The organism is Methylobacter sp. BBA5.1 (assembly GCF_000746145.1).
GTDB classification, from domain to species: domain Bacteria; phylum Pseudomonadota; class Gammaproteobacteria; order Methylococcales; family Methylomonadaceae; genus Methylobacter; species Methylobacter marinus.
Genome location: NZ_JQKS01000007.1, coordinates 169,938 through 186,007 on the forward strand (window position 1 = coordinate 169,938; position 16,070 = coordinate 186,007).

Annotated in this window: 13 protein-coding genes; 5 read left to right on the forward strand and 8 right to left on the reverse strand. The window is 53.2% G+C overall.

The genetic code is table 11. The annotated features are described in order from the left end of the window. Complete coding sequence (locus EK22_RS24650; RefSeq protein WP_161786387.1) at positions 1–177, reverse strand: hypothetical protein; 177 nt, start codon at positions 175–177, stop codon at positions 1–3. Position 178: 1 nt separating this feature from the next. Beyond that, positions 179–1,105 (reverse strand): Flp pilus assembly protein CpaB, encoded by a 927-nt coding sequence (cpaB, locus tag EK22_RS06780; protein WP_051961726.1) that lies wholly within the window; start codon positions 1,103–1,105, stop codon positions 179–181. A gap of 380 nt (positions 1,106–1,485) precedes the next feature. Between cpaB and EK22_RS24145 the strand changes: the two genes are divergently transcribed. Then, the gene (locus EK22_RS24145) at positions 1,486–1,737 is read left to right on the forward strand and encodes a hypothetical protein (RefSeq protein ID WP_152565016.1); all 252 of its coding nucleotides are present in this window, start codon (positions 1,486–1,488) and stop codon (positions 1,735–1,737) included. A 45-nt stretch (positions 1,738–1,782) separates the two neighbouring features. Here EK22_RS24145 and EK22_RS06785 read toward each other — a convergent pair whose 3' ends face one another. From EK22_RS06785 to EK22_RS06805, 5 genes are all read right to left on the reverse strand, one after another. After that, positions 1,783–2,286, reverse strand: coding sequence for a TadE/TadG family type IV pilus assembly protein (locus EK22_RS06785; protein ID WP_036249206.1), 504 nt, complete (start codon positions 2,284–2,286; stop codon positions 1,783–1,785). 151 nt (positions 2,287–2,437) lie between these two features. Further along, the gene (locus EK22_RS06790) at positions 2,438–2,974 is read right to left on the reverse strand and encodes a prepilin peptidase (RefSeq protein WP_051961727.1); all 537 of its coding nucleotides are present in this window, start codon (positions 2,972–2,974) and stop codon (positions 2,438–2,440) included. A gap of 65 nt (positions 2,975–3,039) precedes the next feature. Then, positions 3,040–3,249, reverse strand: coding sequence for a Flp family type IVb pilin (locus tag EK22_RS06795; protein WP_036249208.1), 210 nt, complete (start codon positions 3,247–3,249; stop codon positions 3,040–3,042). A gap of 348 nt (positions 3,250–3,597) precedes the next feature. Further along, complete coding sequence (locus EK22_RS06800; RefSeq protein ID WP_020160735.1) at positions 3,598–4,491, reverse strand: hypothetical protein; 894 nt, start codon at positions 4,489–4,491, stop codon at positions 3,598–3,600. Positions 4,492–4,716: 225 nt separating this feature from the next. After that, on the reverse strand, positions 4,717–5,688 hold the full coding sequence (locus EK22_RS06805; RefSeq protein WP_027147466.1) for a PDC sensor domain-containing protein: 972 nt from the start codon (positions 5,686–5,688) through the stop codon (positions 4,717–4,719). 538 nt (positions 5,689–6,226) lie between these two features. On the opposite strand from EK22_RS06805, the gene EK22_RS06810 reads away from it, so the two are divergent. The 4 genes from EK22_RS06810 to EK22_RS06825 all read left to right on the forward strand — a co-directional run bounded on the left by EK22_RS06810 (position 6,227) and on the right by EK22_RS06825 (position 11,804). Continuing rightward, positions 6,227–7,609, forward strand: coding sequence for a CmpA/NrtA family ABC transporter substrate-binding protein (locus EK22_RS06810; RefSeq protein ID WP_036249275.1), 1,383 nt, complete (start codon positions 6,227–6,229; stop codon positions 7,607–7,609). A gap of 142 nt (positions 7,610–7,751) precedes the next feature. Further along, positions 7,752–8,768: an ABC transporter permease gene (locus EK22_RS06815; RefSeq protein WP_036249211.1), complete on the forward strand. Its 1,017-nt coding sequence runs from the start codon at positions 7,752–7,754 to the stop codon at positions 8,766–8,768. Between the two features lie 13 nt (positions 8,769–8,781). Further along, complete coding sequence (locus EK22_RS06820) at positions 8,782–10,533, forward strand: ABC transporter ATP-binding protein (protein ID WP_200882566.1); 1,752 nt, start codon at positions 8,782–8,784, stop codon at positions 10,531–10,533. A gap of 17 nt (positions 10,534–10,550) precedes the next feature. Beyond that, positions 10,551–11,804, forward strand: coding sequence for an alginate export family protein (locus tag EK22_RS06825; RefSeq protein ID WP_036249217.1), 1,254 nt, complete (start codon positions 10,551–10,553; stop codon positions 11,802–11,804). 436 nt (positions 11,805–12,240) lie between these two features. On the opposite strand, the gene EK22_RS06830 is transcribed toward EK22_RS06825, so the two are convergent. After that, on the reverse strand, positions 12,241–15,327 hold the full coding sequence (locus EK22_RS06830) for a transglycosylase domain-containing protein (protein ID WP_036249220.1): 3,087 nt from the start codon (positions 15,325–15,327) through the stop codon (positions 12,241–12,243). Positions 15,328–16,070 lie beyond the last annotated feature (743 nt).

Consider the following 16,070-nt stretch of genomic DNA (forward strand, 5'->3'; position numbering starts at 1 on the left):
TTAATGCTTGTCAGGTCTATCGTTATTATTGTTGATGGCTTCCCGTGAAAGCCGCCACAGGATGGCTGGCGAGATACGATGCGCATCGTTCGCAATCGATGCATCGCCTCCATCCTGCGCCAGTTTCATTTTCCAGGTATTAACACCCTCTTCACGATCATCGGAATGACGGCTCAAGTCAGCGCCCCATCGTCGAGATTTCAGTTGAACTTCCCCTATGTATAATGACCTGCCGGACCAACTCTTTTTTTTCCATGTAGTGTTTATCCTGGCCGCCCTCCTTTGATTCAAGAGGGGAGAAAGCGGCCGGCATCACGTGCGCCTCGCCGGTTTCCAGGATGTTCTCCGGCCGCTCGGCGCCGTGGAGCGCGAGCCTGAGCTTGCCGCTGGACTCGGCCAGCATGAGCTTCGAGGTATCGGCTTCGGCAATGGCCAGCACGGCGGTTTTGCTTTTTTTTCCGCTGGCTTCCTCCGGATTCTTGCGTTTACCCGATGCCTTGGTCCCGCCGGTTTTGGCCTTTTCCAGCAAGTCCGTCCGCCCGTCGTCGGCCGCCTGTTCATCCGGCGCTTCCAGCATATTGCCGAAGGCCAGCACCCGCACTTGCGATAAAACCACCTGGGCCGAACTGTCCCTGCCTATTTCCTGATCGGCCTTCAAGTAAAGCAGCACATCCACCCGATCGCCGGGCTCGATAAAACCGCCGGCGCCGATGACTTCGTCCACTCTGACCGCCATCGCCCGCTCGCCGGGACGGAGACTTAACGCTAACTGGCTGGAGGACGGAAAATGGCTGGACAATATCATTTCCCCGCTGGCGATACCGATTCCGGGCTTGCGGCCGATGAGTTCGGCGCTGACCGCGTAGGAACGGGCCGGCCGGGCAGGAACGAATCCGGTGACCAGATCTTCTTGGGCGATAACCCGGCCGGCCGGGATATCGTGCACGGCAAACACTACCGGGTCGCCTTTCGGAGTAGGCGCCTCCTCGACATGCGCCGGTTCCGGCATGGGCGGCTGTTGACTTGCCTTATAACCGAGATAACCGATCGCCATGGCGCCTATTGCGAGTACTACCGCGAATATGCGCAGAACTGAACTACTCATTGCTCCCCCTTGCCCCTGAGTATATTTATTATAAGTATAGGTGCTTAATATTTAGGATTTGGCTGAAAATGACTTCCTGGAATCAGAGTCCTGCATGGGATGTGCCGGCTAAAAGCAGGTGTTCCAGACGACGCAGGGAAGTGCATCGCTCGCGAACGATACCCTAAAGGGCACAAGTGCGCCTCCTGTCGTCGGCACATCCTATGTTTAAACAGGAAAATTATTTATGGCCAAATCCCTGATATTATAGTTACCCAAAGACTTTTTGTCGTTGTCTCAATACCTTATCGCAAAGATATCGATAAATTCTCTTGAATGCCTTGTAAACGCCATTGCGCCGGCAGTCCTTGTCCTCTCACCGACTCGGAAGTGATTATTCCATGTTGCGCCCTGTTTCGGCTGCACAACGGGTTATCGGAGAACCGCTGGCCAAAGGCGAACCGCTGGCCAAAGGCGAACCGCTGGGCAAGGGCGAACACACAGGTTCGCCCCTACGTGTTGCGGTATCTAGGCATCGATCCGTAGGAATTGCCAGATTAAAACGCCTGGGAATCAAGGAAAATGAGCATGGAATAAATCAGAAAATTGCAGGTGCGAATTTATTTATGTCCTATGGGTATTTATGCCCATAGGTTATTGGCGCGGACCTTAAGCCGCGTCCTGCTTGAGTCCAAGGCTTATAATTGTACGACAGCGCGGGCAATGAGGTCTGGGGGCAGCTTCGGCACATCGCCCACCAGGGGGAATTTCAAAATCGGTATCAGTGGATTCGTCGTGTATCCAGGGAACTGGACGGTCACAGTCAGCATGCCGGAGCTTGGCTGGTCGAATTGCACCAGCACTTTTGCATTCCCTTCTCCCAGCACGGCACTATGGGCGGCCGGGGGCAGCCAGTCCAGCAATTCGCCTACAACCATGCGCACCCTGCCTGCCACGGCACCTTCATAATCAGCCGTGTCAGGATCAACCCCCACCGCCGCTCTTGCTCCCGATGACGCCGCATGGTGAAACGCCTGCATCATCAAAAGCGGCATCGAATAACTGACGATGGCGTAGAACAATGTGAAAAAAATGACGAACAAAAGCGCGGCCTCTATGGCCGCCGCCCCGCTTTGTTTGCGTAAGCCGTGCGATAATCGGCGGCGCGCGCCGAATGAAGACTGTCTAAGGTTATTTGCCATGCCTTTGCCCTTGAAGATGAGAAATAAATTTCACAGGACTTACGCAAGCCTGTGGGGGCGACTTCAGTCGCCCCCACAGGTTTTAAACCCGCTTGTTTCGGCGGATGAACAGGCAAACTGCGTAAGTCCTATTTCATTGCCATCATTCAAGCTAGCTGGATAAAAGCGGAGCGTTAACACTGATTAGCACCAGCGCAACGACAAAACCGATGGCGAGTCCCAGTCCGAAAGACAGTATCCTGCCCTTCGGTTCCGATATCGCCGGCGCATCGATGCCGATTCGCGCCAGTTGCGGAGCCAACACCGGCTGCCAGCGATACGCCATCAGCCAGATGACCGCCGTGCCGCCCACCAAAAGGCCGGCAGTGGCATACGCGATCAGCATCGCTTCCATGCCGCCCGCCAGCCCCATGGCGGCGAGCAATTTTACATCCCCCGCCCCCAGGCGCCTCATCGCATAGCCGGGTACCGTTAAAACCAGCGCCAATGCCCAGGCGGCGAAACACGAGGATGGCGGTGCGCCCAGCCAGCCCTGGCCGCTCACCGCGAGCATCGCCAGTGCACCGGCGTGAGCGCCCAGTGACAGAATATTGGGAATGCGGCGGACCGCCAGGTCATAACCGCCGCAGGCAGTGGCCCAGCATCCCAGGGCCCAATACTGGATGGGGATGGTCGTCAGGATATCCATTTTTCATGCGTTCTTGACTAAGGAATGACAATAACCCGAATTAACCGTATTGATACCTAATTGGACTATGCTACCGCCTCGCCGCCTAATGCGACCACAATTTGATTAAATATGGTCTTAATTGCTCCACTGATCGCCGGCACGAAAGCAACCAGAGCAATCGCAACCATCGCGGCAACCAATGCATACTCGATGCCGCTCGCGCCTTCCTCATCCCTTATAAACGCGGATAACCATTTCTTCATTTTGCTACCTTCCATCTTCTTATTATTCATATTATTTATGCTCCTTAGGGTAAACAATCTCATTACCCGATAAATCATTATATTAGCGCCCACGCATCTTTGTGCGCCGCCGCCCAGGAATGTGATCCATTTCCCGGGCAAGCCAACACTAACAACACGTTACAGGTGTGTCAATCACTTTTCCGACGCCTGATAAAAGCCCTGGTTTTAATTGATTTATGAACTAAACTTAAAGGTTTTTCGCAAGTTTTTTGCAGAGCGGATTTTTCTGAAGTTCAACAAATCGGGTCAGCCATGGCATAACCCGACGATCGAAGCCGCAAATACCCGCGGGCTGCAAGTCAATCCGACCCTACAGCCCAGATGTGAACGGCAACGCTATTTATCGAACAGCCCCTTAAGCCATGGCCAGCCATGCTGCAGCCATTTATCCTTCAGAATAGCCATCCCGCGTTTGAAAGCGCAGTAGGCTTTATTCACCCCGCTTTCCTCGCCTCCGCAAGCCAAGCTTTCCAGCCACGCCTGCACTTTCATGCCCGGGCCTTCGATAAACACCGGTCTGAACAGCCACATTTCCAGGATGGATGTGACCCACATAAACGCGAATGAAACGCCCATGCCGGTACCGGCCAGAATGACCAGCCAGGCGAACATCGGATGGATTTTGGTCAGCCACCAGGACAGAATGTCGGCCAGCAGGAACGCGTAAGGCATGCCGATAGCGACGGATTTATAAGGCGTGGGAGTGGTTTCGGAAAAGGCGAAGATCAGCCCGACGAACATGAAAATAAAGCTGATGCCGAATAAATGGATATGGGAAACCCGCGTCAGCGAGCTGAAGGTCGCGCCTTCGTCCTGCGTGGTCAAGGCTTTCAGCTGCTCGAAATCGGAGAAATTCGGAATACCCGAGGCGCCTTCGTTATGGCACAGAACGCAACGCGTCTCGATGATGTTGGCGACGCCGGACGGCTTATAGTCGTTGATCTGCGCGCCGTCCCGGACCCACTGTATGATCTGGAAGCGCTCCGCCTCGGGCGCCATCTCCTTCATCGAGCCGTTCAGTTTCGTTTCCACCACCGTGCCCGAGCGGTTGCCGTAGTAACTGTAGACGATATCATCGATGGACAAGCCGAATTTACCGTCGGCCATGCCGTGCGTAAACAAAATCTGGATCAATGCAACAACATAACCGATACCTACTGTGCAGAGGTAACCGGTAAACAATACCTTGACGGGTGTATCGTGGTCTTTTAAAGGTGTGTATTTAATCATGTCAGTCCTTTACGGGTTAGTTTGAAAGAGAGACGGATTCAACCTGAAACCGATAAATGTCCGGGGCCGGTCAGGTCCTTGATTCCAATGTTTATTGTGGCTAGCCATCTTATACCGCGTTTATGCCGCCATTATTTCAAAACTTGTTGTTTGAGAGAAAAATTTCTTTGTTCGTTCCGCGGCGTCCGTTACCGACTCAAGCACAGTTTGAACAGTATGGCACAATCAGGCTTTTTTCTTAAATTGACCGCGATGGCTCAGCAGTATGCCTTCCGCCTTGCTGCCCAGATACACATAAACGCCCAGCGACAGCAACAGCAGCGCCGCGGCGATAATAATCCAGACGGCCTCGATAATGTGCTCGCCGCCGCCCTTCAACGCGAACTTGAATATCATCAGCAGGGCTTCGATCGATACGGCGATGATGATAGCCGCGATGAAGCGCGTGATGGTGCGCCGGGTCGAGCTGTGCCGGAGGATATCCTTGTATAACAGCACCTCTTCTTCCAGCGTCGTCTTGCCCAGATCGAATATGGCCAATGCCAGGGTCAGATAAATGACAATGCCGAACGGTATCTCGATCATCGTCCGGGGATCAATGATCGAACTCAGTACTTTTACGCATTCGACGCCGGCCGCGTACAGCAGCACCAGGGCGACCGTGAACAAGCCGAGCACGATCAGGCTGTATATGATTTTAAAATAAGGCTCGAAATGAACGCGTTTGCTGTCGCCCGTCAGAAATGCCAGCGTCGATCCCAGGTCAATGTCCATCACAATAAAGCCTCTTACCGAGCCGTCCTGGTTAAAAACCTTCATGCTGGTGGACAGGCATAATTCCTGTCTGACACTGGACAAATAGGGCTCGGTCACAACCACATTGTCTGTTTTCGACGCCAGCAGGTAATACGGCCGTTTGCTGCGGTCCGTTCCCAGGCCGGTTTTAGGATGGTGCTTAAAATAGCTGCCCGGCACATTCATGCAGACCTGCCGGCCGTCGGCGTCAAGCAGGTACAGCAGACTGAGAAACGGATAATAAGCGCATAAAGAGTTAAGCCGTTCGGTCAGTTCCTCCTGGCTTTGCTCGAACATTTTTTCATCGGCAAAGCAGCTCAAAATGGAAGAAAGCAGATTATGAATGGCTAATCGATGTTCTTCATATTTATCGATTACATTGATATGGCTCATTTTAGACATGAATAAAACTCTCCCTAAATTGATTTTATAAGGCAGGTTTCATGCCGTTTCGCCCGTTTTCTCATGACCTTGCCGATTAATGGTTCGGGATGATGAGAAAGCGCGGGGTGGATTGATTAATACGCCATGTTCGCGCGAACATACCGGGACTACCCGCCCGATACCTGGCGTTCACGCCGAAACCTCCGGCACTCAATGAATTAAAAAATCCCAATTGGTGCAATTATCAAAACGGCCGCACAAAAATAATGCGCTGCCCCGCCCTGTTAATGCTACCGGCGTTGCCAAAACTGAAACAATAGATAAAACCATTCCCTTAAGGCCTTGTTCTGGTTAAACATAATTTGTTTTGTACCGGTTTTTTACAACTATGGCACAAGGCTTGCGTTATACGAAACAAAGGCTCCAACGGCGGAGCGCTGACAATTTTGGCTCAACGGCGAGCCAGACCGGACAAAGGCGTCTTTCAGATCGAATGCAAACCCATTCGGTTTGCAGACGCCTTTTTTTTCGCAATTTTTTACTTAATGAGGTCCGCATGAGACAACCTGGAACAATAATTATAAGAAAATGGGCTGCGGCAATGATCGCCGTGGCTTTCGCATCCGGCGCCGGTGCAGTTGAAAATCTGGAAAAAGAAAATCTCAAATTCGGCTTCATCAAGTTGACGGATATGGCCCCTTTGGCGGTTGCTTATGAAAAGGGATTCTTCGAAGACGAAGGACTGTATGTGCAAATCGAAGCCCAGGCAAACTGGAAAGTCCTGTTAGACCGCGTCATCAGCGGCGAACTGGACGGCGCCCACATGCTGGCCGGCCAGCCTTTGGGGGCCACCATCGGTTTCGGCACGAAAGCCGATGTCATTACCGCCTTCAGCATGGACTTAAACGGCAACGCCATTACCGTATCGAATGCTGTCTGGAATCAAATGAAACCCCATGTGCCGATGCAAGACGGCAAACCGATGCATCCGATTAAAGCGGATGCACTAAAACCGGTCATCGACAAGTATAAAGCCGAAGGCAAGCCTTTTAATATGGGCATGGTGTTCCCGGTTTCCACTCATAACTATGAATTGCGTTACTGGCTGGCGGCCGGCGGCATCAAGCCGGGCTATTATGCGCCCCCTCAGGAAAATTCCGGACAAATTAACGCAGACGCACTGCTATCGGTAACGCCGCCGCCGCAAATGCCGGCGACCATGGAAGCAGGCACTATTTCCGGCTACTGCGTGGGCGAACCGTGGAACCAGCAAGCCGTATTCAAAGGCATAGGCATCCCTGTCGTCACCGATTATGAAATCTGGAAAAACAACCCCGAAAAAGTCTTCGGCGTCAGCAAGGCATGGGCCGACAAAAACCCCAATACCCATATCGCGGTCGTTAAGGCCCTGATCCGCGCCGCCATGTGGCTGGATGAAGACAACAACAAAAACCGCAAGGAAGCCGTTGAAATGCTGTCGCAAACACAATATGTCGGCGCCGACTTCGATGTGATCGCCAACAGCATGACCGGTACATTCGAGTACGAAAAAGGCGATAAACGGCCATTACCGGATTTCAATGTCTTCTTCCGCAACCATGCCACTTATCCTTATTACAGCGATGCCATCTGGTACCTGACCCAAATGCGCCGTTGGGGACAGATCAACGAATACAAACCGGACGACTGGTTCATGGAAATCGCTAAAAAAGTCTATCGCCCCGATATCTACAAAGCCGCGGCCAAGGAATTGATAGCCGAAGGCAAAGCCACCGCCAGCGATTTCCCCGCCGACACTGAAACCGGCATCAAACCGCCCCAGGCCGACTTTATCGACGGCATTGTTTACGAGGGCGGCAAACCCAATGAATACCTGGCCAAATTTGCTATCGGCCTTAAAGGCAAGCAAAAAGTCGTGGGCGGCCAAATAGTCGACTAAACAGTTCAGCAACTCGGTCATGAGCCTCTCCTGGATAGACATGGGACGTTAATTTGGTGCAGGGACGCGCCTTTTTTTAACTGCCGCCGACAGGCAGCGGACGCCATGCGAGAGCCCCTATCCCTTCTGATAAAGGTGTCCTATGCATAATAAACTGATCAATTTTTTTAACATTACCGGCCTGACCTGGTTCGTACCGGTCATTAAAATGGCGGCCGGCGAAAATCCCGCGCGGCAAGCCCGTGAATTATGGCTGATCATGGGCGTTCCGATTATCGCGTTTATGCTGTTCCTGGGGCTCTGGAGTTTTTCGGCATCCAAGGTCAATACCAGCCTGGGGGCCATTCCCGGCCCTGTTGCGGTATGGCGGGAAATTGGCGGACTGGTGGAAGCCCATTATGCGGAACGTCAGAAAGAAGCCGCCTTTTATCAACGCCAGCAGGCGCGCAATGAGAAACTGCTGACCGAGAATCCTGATGCGCGCGTCAAAGAACGGATTTATACCGGCAAGCCCACTTACCTGGACCAGATCATCACCAGCCTCTACACCGTTTTCGCGGGCTTCGTGATTGCCACAATTGTTGCCATACCGCTCGGCATTTTATGCGGCATGAGCCCGCTGTTCAACACCGCGCTGAATCCGCTCATCCAGATCTTCAAGCCGGTGTCGCCGCTGGCCTGGCTGCCTATCGTAACCTTGATCGTCAGCTCCGTTTACGTCACGACGGACGATTCCTGGTTTGAAAAATCATTTTTGACCTCGGCGATCACGGTCACACTGTGCTCGTTATGGCCTACGCTGATCAACACGGCGGTCGGCGTCTCGTCCGTCGACAAGGATCTGGTCAACGTCGGCAAAGTCCTGCGCCTGGATTGGTCCACGCAGGTCAGAAAAATCATTCTGCCGTCCGCCCTGCCCTATATTTTCACCGGCATGCGCCTGTCACTGGGCGTGGGCTGGATGGTATTGATCGCCGCGGAAATGCTGGCGCAAAACCCGGGACTTGGAAAATTCGTCTGGGATGAGTTTCAGAACGGCAGTTCCAATTCACTGGGCCGCATCATGGTGGCTGTTTTTACGATCGGCCTTATCGGTTTCATGCTTGATCGCATTATGCAGGCATTCCAGCAAGCATTTTCTTTCGGCAAGACACTTTAACCGGGAGCCTGACATGTCCGCTATCAAACTCAATATTATTGCCGAAGCCGACGCCATCCGGCCGCCCGCGCCGTCCAATGACGCACGCGCGCCGCTGCTGGAACTGAAACAGGTCAGTAAATCCTACGGTTCGGGTAAGGATAAAATCTCTGTTCTGAAAGACATCAACCTCGATATCAAAGCCGGTGAATTTATCGCCATCGTCGGTTTTTCCGGCAGCGGCAAGACCACGCTCGTATCGATGATAGCCGGTTTAATCGAAGCCGACTGCGGCGATGTATTGAAGCATGGCCGCCCCATCACGGCGCCGGGACCGGACCGTGGCGTCGTGTTTCAAAACTATTCGCTGATGCCGTGGCTGACGGTGTTCGAGAACGTGGCCCTGGCGGTCGATCAGATTTTTAAAGACTGGTCGTTGGAACAACGCCGCGCCCATGCCGAAAAATACGTGCGCATGGTCAATCTGGGCGCCGCCATGGATAAAAAACCGGCTGAACTGTCGGGCGGCATGCGCCAGCGCGTCAATGTCGCCAGGGCCCTGGCCGCCAATCCCGACATTCTGTTACTGGATGAACCGCTCAGCGCCCTTGATGCATTGACGCGCGGAAACCTGCAGGATGAAATCCTGCAAATCTGGGAGCAGGACAAGAAAACCGTAATCCTGATCACCAATGATGTCGATGAGGCCATTTACATGGCTGATCGCGTTATCCCGCTTACCCCGGGCCCTGGCGCCACGTTCGGCCCGGACTTCATTATCGACATCGAACGTCCGAGAGACCGGACGGCCTTAAACCATAACGAGAAATTCAAAAAACTGCGCGCCGAAATCACGCAATATCTGATGGGCATCGGCATCGATAAGAAGCAGGCCGCAAGCTGCGACAACATCACGCTGCCTGATGTGCGGCCCAATACCAGCCATGACTGGAACAGGGACAACCCGGCCTTGAAACCCGGCCTCAATGATTTGGGCAGGCCGCGCTATCTGGAGTTTTCGCGGCTGTCGAAAATTTACCCGACACCCGACGGCAACAGTCGCGTTAAAGTCGTGGACGGTTTCGATCTGAAAGTCAAAAAAGGCGAATTCATCTCGATTATCGGCCATTCGGGCTGCGGCAAGTCGACCGTTTTATCGATGACGGCCGGTCTGAACAGCATCTCCGAAGGCGGCATCATCCTAGATAATAAAGAGATAGACAGCGCCGGACCGGACCGCGGCGTGGTCTTTCAGTCGCCCAGCCTGTTCCCGTGGCTGAGCGCTTTTGAAAATGTCTCATTGGGCGTCGATAAAGTCTATCCGCACGCCTCACGCTCAGAACGCAACGATATCGTCGAGTACTATCTGACCCGCGTCGGCCTGGCCGATTCGCTTTATAAAAAAGCCGCCGACCTGTCCAACGGCATGCGCCAGCGTGTCGGCATCGCGCGCGCCTTTGCCCTGTCACCCAAATTGCTATTGCTGGATGAACCGTTCGGCATGCTGGACTCCTTGACGCGGTGGGAACTGCAGGAAGTGCTGATGGAAGTCTGGGAACGGACACAGGTGACAGCGATCGTGGTCACGCATGATGTTGATGAAGCCATCCTGCTGGCCGACCGCGTGGTGATGATGACCAATGGACCGCATGCCAGAATCGGCAAGATTCAAGACATTAACCTGCCCCGGCCGCGCTCCCGTAAAGCCCTCCTCGAACATGCCAATTACTACCGATACCGGGAAAGCATCCTGACCTTTCTGACCGACTGCGATCACACACACTAATAAAATAAGAGGAACTTATGAGACAAAACATACCCTTCGGTTACGCCTCGGCCGCACTGTTGGCATTATCGGCGATTGCCGGCCCGGCTTCGGCCGCCAGCCTGAACGAGTCGATCGAAAATGCGCTGAACTTTTATCAGGACGGCAAAAAAGGTTCAGTCAAGTTTGACCTGAACTACCGTTATGAAAACGTCAACCAGGACAAAGGCCCCGGCAACCCGAAAACCGCCAATGCCAATACGGTGCGCCTGCGCCTGGGACTGCTGTCGCCGGTCTTTCATGGCCTGCAAGGCTATGTCGAATACGAAGGCAACTATGTCCTGCAAAGTGATTACAACAATGGATTGGGCAACAAGCCGGGTTTCTCGACTGTTGCCGATCCCGATGAAAACGAGCTGAATCAGCTCTGGATCAGTTATGCCGGCATTCCCGACACGCTGATCAAGGGCGGCCGGCAGCGCATCAAGCTCGATGACGACCGTTTTATCGGCAACGTCGGCTGGCGGCAGCTGGAAACGACGTTCGACTCGGTGCTGATCACGTATAACAGTTCGCTGCTATCCGGCCTGACCGTCAACGCCGGCTATATCGGCAACGTCAACACGTTCTTGGGCACGACCGAGAACATCAATGCCCCTATCCTGAATATCAACTACAAAGTCGGCGATTACGGCAATCTGATCGGCTACGGCTACTGGCTGGATTACACGGAACGGGAAAATTACGCCAAATCAAACCAGACTTACGGCCTGCGTTTCAACGGCAAGACGGCCATTAACGACAAGCTGAGCGCGCTCTATACCGCCGAATGGAGTTTTCAAAAAGATTACCAGCACAGCCCGACCGATTACGAAGCCCATCGCTTCAATCTGATGGGCGGCCTGAGCGCGTTCAATATGATTACTGTTCAGGGCGCCATGGAACAAATGAATGGCCTGGGCGCCAATAAACGCTTTCTTACGCCGCTGGGAACCAATCATGCCTTCCAGGGCTGGGCGGATCAATTTCTGGTGACGCCCAATGACGGTATTCGCGATGTGTTCGGCACCCTGAGCGCTTCCCTGGACAACGGCAGCCTGACCCTGAGCGGCGTATTCCATGATTTTAGCGACGACACCGGCCGGATTCATTACGGCAAGGAATGGGATTTCCTGGCGCTCAAGAAATTCGGCAAGCATTATGCGCTATTGGCCAAGTATGCTTATTACGATGCCGACCAGTTTTCAACGGATACCCAGAAAATCTGGCTGCAGGGGAATATCAGTTTTTAACGTGAGTACCGTGATTTAAGAATATGGCTAAAATTCACGTTCCTTACCAATACCGGTAGCGGGAGCGATGCCTTTATGTCCTTTGGGTATATATCGCGATTTGAAATCGCCCGGCCAGTCGCGATGTGGGCATCGCTCCCACGGAAACAGCCTTAACCTGCAGGGTCAGAAGCGGTCGTTTCAGGAGGTGCGGATCGCGAACGATGAACCATGATATGTCCACTGGACTTTCCTTCGTGAGCTTCGTGTCCTTCGTGGTTTTATAATGATGTTAAGCGGGCGAGCCTTACAAGCAGGGGCCTTAAGGAACGCGCATAAAATAACTTCCTCAAGTGCGCGGATGGAATTTCCGGTTTAGGTGCGAATGAATTCGCACCTACAATTCCCTGATTTATTCCATGCCCATTACTAAGCAAAAACCCGCCCGCATATTTTTTCAATGTCGACTATGGCTGGCCGGAACCGCCAGATTGTGCTTATCGATCATGGCTATTTTAGGTACCGGCAAATTGCCCGGTTCATTGGGCGCCCGGTTCAGCAAAGGCGAAAGCGTGGGTTCCAGAAACTTGACTATCTGTACCGGCAATGAACTGGTGAAATGGTATTGTTCGGCTTCAGGCCCTTCCACATAAGCGGTGATAACGCCAAAGAACCGGTCGCCGAGAAAAAAAGCAAACGTGGCGGCGCGGCTGATGAATATCGATTCGATCAGGCGGCCTTTCTCTCCCCAGACCTGACGGCGATGATCGCCGGTGCCGGTTTTACCGCCTACCGCCAGCGCCTTGCCGTCCAAATCGGTATACGTGCCTCTAAGCCGCGTGGCGGTCCCGCCTTCGACGACGCCGATCAGCGCGCCGCGAGCCACGCGGGCGACTTCCGCCGGCATCACACGCTGGCCTTGAGAAACCGATCTGTTCAGCAACGTTTCATACGGTGTCGCCTCGGCATAATGCAAGCTCTCAAACCGGACCAGCGGCTGTCTGACGCCGTCATTCAGCAAAATCCCCATCAGTTCCGCCAAAGCCGCGGGCCGGTCGCCGGAGGCGCCGATCGATGTCGCGTAAGAAGGTGTCAAGTAACGGAACGGATAACCGACGCGTGCCCAGGCGCTATGGATCTCCTTAAACGCCTCGGCTTCCAGCAAGGTCATGATCCGCCGTTGCCGGGCCTGCTTTCTCTTGCTTTTAAACAGCCACCGATAAACGGCCTGCCGTTGCTCGACACTGGCGGCGATAACCTCTTCGCGCGTGGCATCAGGATGCCTGGCCAGATAGCCGACCAGCCACAGTTCGAGCGGGTGAATCTTGGTGATATAGCCCTGATCCTGCAAGTCGAATTTCGCCGTTGAGTATTTCTGGTGCAAGCGTCCTATGTCTTCCTTCGCCAGAACCGCCGATGGTAGATTCGCTTTCAGATACGCGTTGAGATCATACTCGTCACGATCCGGATAAATGGCCTGATACAGCATGGTCAGCCGCGATGCTTTGGCCTTGACCCGCTGGGTCAGTAAAGCCAGCGCCTGTTCCTCGCTTTTGCCTTTATATTTGGCATAAAAGCGGCGCAGATAAACCTGCCCTTCACGGTCCGCGAATCGCTGCAGATAAAGTTGGTGACGCGGATCGTCTTCATTTTCAAGCCAGCGGGCAACGCCGTCCGGCCTGTAGAGATGATGATAAACCACATCGCGCATCAGACGGATGAAGACCAGATTCACGGAATCGCGCAAGGCATGGCGCACCGACATGATTTTTTTGTTTTCATCACGGGTGAAATTCTCGAAATGATGAATGCCGCCGCCGGTATAGAAATTTTCGTAAGGGCTGGCGGAATAGCGCCGGTCCAGGGCCAGATTCAGCAACTCCTCCAGGTTTATGCCCGGCCGCGCCCGAAACTGTCCGATGACCCAGGCCGATAAATAATCGCGCGGATGCAGTTCGAGCTTGGCCAGTTCCTGGGCCGGTCGGCCTTTATACTCCTGGTACAGGTCGCTGATCAGTTCCAGATAATGCACCATTGTCCGCAGCTTGGCGGTCGAACCCAGATCCAGGCGAATGCCTTCATTAATATCCAGAGGCTGATCGTAATTATCGGTTTGGACGCGCAGCAGATTGCCCGTTTTGCTGCGTTCGAACAGCATCAGGCTGTAAATGACGGGGGATAAATCCTGATTTTCACCCAATAGCCGAAAACCTACCGCGCCGGCGGCACGGGCCGTAGCCGGATCGCTCAGGCGCCGCAGGGCTTTCGAGACCGCCTGTTGCGTCTGGTAGTCAATCGTGGTCGTGACGGTTAAATCCTGGCGGTCGAGATCGTAAATGGACCTGACGCCGGTCGCCCTGGCCAGACGCGTTCTCAGCACCGACTGGGTCTTTTTCTCCGCCATGAATTTGGCGAAAGATATATTCGACCGTTTAGCGCGGCTAGCGGGCGCGGCTAAAGCCTCATCACGCAACGATGCCGAAATAATGCCCTGGCTCGCCATCAGCCGCAGGTATTTGTCGGTCAGCGCCTGCAATGTCTCAAAACCGGAGCCCAAAAGATAGGACGGCCGGCGTTGCGACAACAGAATACTGAGGACCTGCCGGAAGGCTTGCCCTTGCTCCTGGCTGATATGTTCCGAATTAAGTGCGTCCCGGCTAAGCAGTCGGTTGACCTCGTTGAAGTCGGCGCCGAACCAGGCGGTCAGGCCATCGCCCAGGCCATGGATCTCTCCCAATCCCGGCGTGGCGGCCAGCGGCATGGAATTCAGGTAGGACAGCGCGATTTCCCGGCGCATTTCGCGCGTATCGGGCCCCAGCAGATAGGCGCGTACCGATGCGCTCCCCATCTGGCGGAACTTATCCAGCAACGATTTCGTATAGCCATCGGGCGAATGGCGGTATTTTTCCAATTGCGTGGCCAATGTACTGCCGCCCGGCACATTGATGTCGGCGCCCAGTTTTTTCGCCATCAGCTGCAGCCCGGCGAATCCCAGGCGATCCCATTCGACGGCGGGATTGACTGTCGTCTTCGTGTCGTCCAGCAATTCCCGGTTTTCGATAAAGAGCAGCGTGTTCAGCACCAGCGGCGGAATCGATTCGAAATTCGGATAGCCGTGGGCCGGATAAACCGCTCTGAACAGGACTTGATTGGACTGGTCAACGATACGAAGCCCGGCCTGGGTTTTCTCGCGATAAATGGGGAATAAACCGTAATCGACCAACTGCGTCAGCATGGGCGAAGACGTGGCCTGGGCGGAAATGCTGAAACCGTGTTTTTCCGCGCGCTGGATCATGTCCGGCAACGTCGCATAACCCAGCCTCAAGTCGTATGGACCGGAATCGGGATAACGGATCGATGAACTGGGGCCGGGCTCGAGCTTGAAACTCAGTTGTTTGCTGATCTCCGAAAGATATTGAGCTTGATATTTGGAGGTATTGACCTCTTCTTTTATAACATTTGCAAAAACGATAACGATTCCAGCCACGCCGGCCAGAACCACCAACACCAGAAACCGGTGAATTATCCGCCTATTCTTTTGCATCCCCTGTTATTTCCTTCAAAACATATTAAATGCAGGCTCTTTGCTGCGAGCCTGAGAAAGGAATAAAACCAGCATAAAGTTTTTACAATCGATATTATTGAGAGTCATTTTTGTTATTTTTTTTTGATTCGGTTTTTTTTACTGACAAAGTCCAAGCCACAGCTGAAGAATATACTATTAATATTCCCGTGTTAATAAGTGAAGTTACGCAGTGCCAAATTTATTTTTGCTTCACATTTAATTATTAATGAAGGTTTGTCGGCAGCCCAATATAGCCCTTATTGTTCATATTTCAGAATACCCCGCCACCCGCCTCCAACCAGGAACAACCCGCAAAAAAATTCGCTCTCGGGCGCCTTACTTGCGGTAATTGAAAAGCCAAAAAACACCTTCCCGGACAAACTTCTCCCGGGTTGCCTACAAGGGATGCAGGCGGTCGATAATTTTCTTCTTAGGATGTGCTTCGCTGAATTCAGCGCATCCTATGTTTAAACAGGGAAATTATTTACAGCCTCGGTATGCATTACCAAGCAGGAGCGTGGTAACGAGTAAACAAGCCATTCACCGACCGGCAGGGCGCCAGAGGTATTCATAAATTCGGTAGGGTACGCATTTATGCCCTTTAGGGTATCGCGTACCTTTTGGGATGGCATTCACCGAAACCGCTGGAAAAGGTACGAGACTGTGAAAGTATTCAATTTAAAGGGTTTAACCACGAAGGACACGAAGAGCACGAAGTTTTA

Coding starts and splice junctions, on each gene's coding strand:
- EK22_RS06790 (WP_051961727.1), bottom strand. CDS start 2,974: ATGGATATCCTGACGACCATCCCCATCCAGTATTGGGCCCTGGGATGC.
- EK22_RS06825 (WP_036249217.1), top strand. CDS start 10,551: ATGAGACAAAACATACCCTTCGGTTACGCCTCGGCCGCACTGTTGGCA.
- EK22_RS06820 (WP_200882566.1), top strand. CDS start 8,782: ATGTCCGCTATCAAACTCAATATTATTGCCGAAGCCGACGCCATCCGG.
- EK22_RS06785 (WP_036249206.1), bottom strand. CDS start 2,286: ATGGCAAATAACCTTAGACAGTCTTCATTCGGCGCGCGCCGCCGATTA.
- EK22_RS06805 (WP_027147466.1), bottom strand. CDS start 5,688: ATGTCTAAAATGAGCCATATCAATGTAATCGATAAATATGAAGAACAT.
- EK22_RS06800 (WP_020160735.1), bottom strand. CDS start 4,491: ATGATTAAATACACACCTTTAAAAGACCACGATACACCCGTCAAGGTA.
- EK22_RS06815 (WP_036249211.1), top strand. CDS start 7,752: ATGCATAATAAACTGATCAATTTTTTTAACATTACCGGCCTGACCTGG.
- EK22_RS06810 (WP_036249275.1), top strand. CDS start 6,227: ATGAGACAACCTGGAACAATAATTATAAGAAAATGGGCTGCGGCAATG.
- EK22_RS24145 (WP_152565016.1), top strand. CDS start 1,486: ATGTTGCGCCCTGTTTCGGCTGCACAACGGGTTATCGGAGAACCGCTG.
- EK22_RS06830 (WP_036249220.1), bottom strand. CDS start 15,327: ATGCAAAAGAATAGGCGGATAATTCACCGGTTTCTGGTGTTGGTGGTT.
- EK22_RS06795 (WP_036249208.1), bottom strand. CDS start 3,249: ATGAATAATAAGAAGATGGAAGGTAGCAAAATGAAGAAATGGTTATCC.
- cpaB (WP_051961726.1), bottom strand. CDS start 1,105: ATGAGTAGTTCAGTTCTGCGCATATTCGCGGTAGTACTCGCAATAGGC.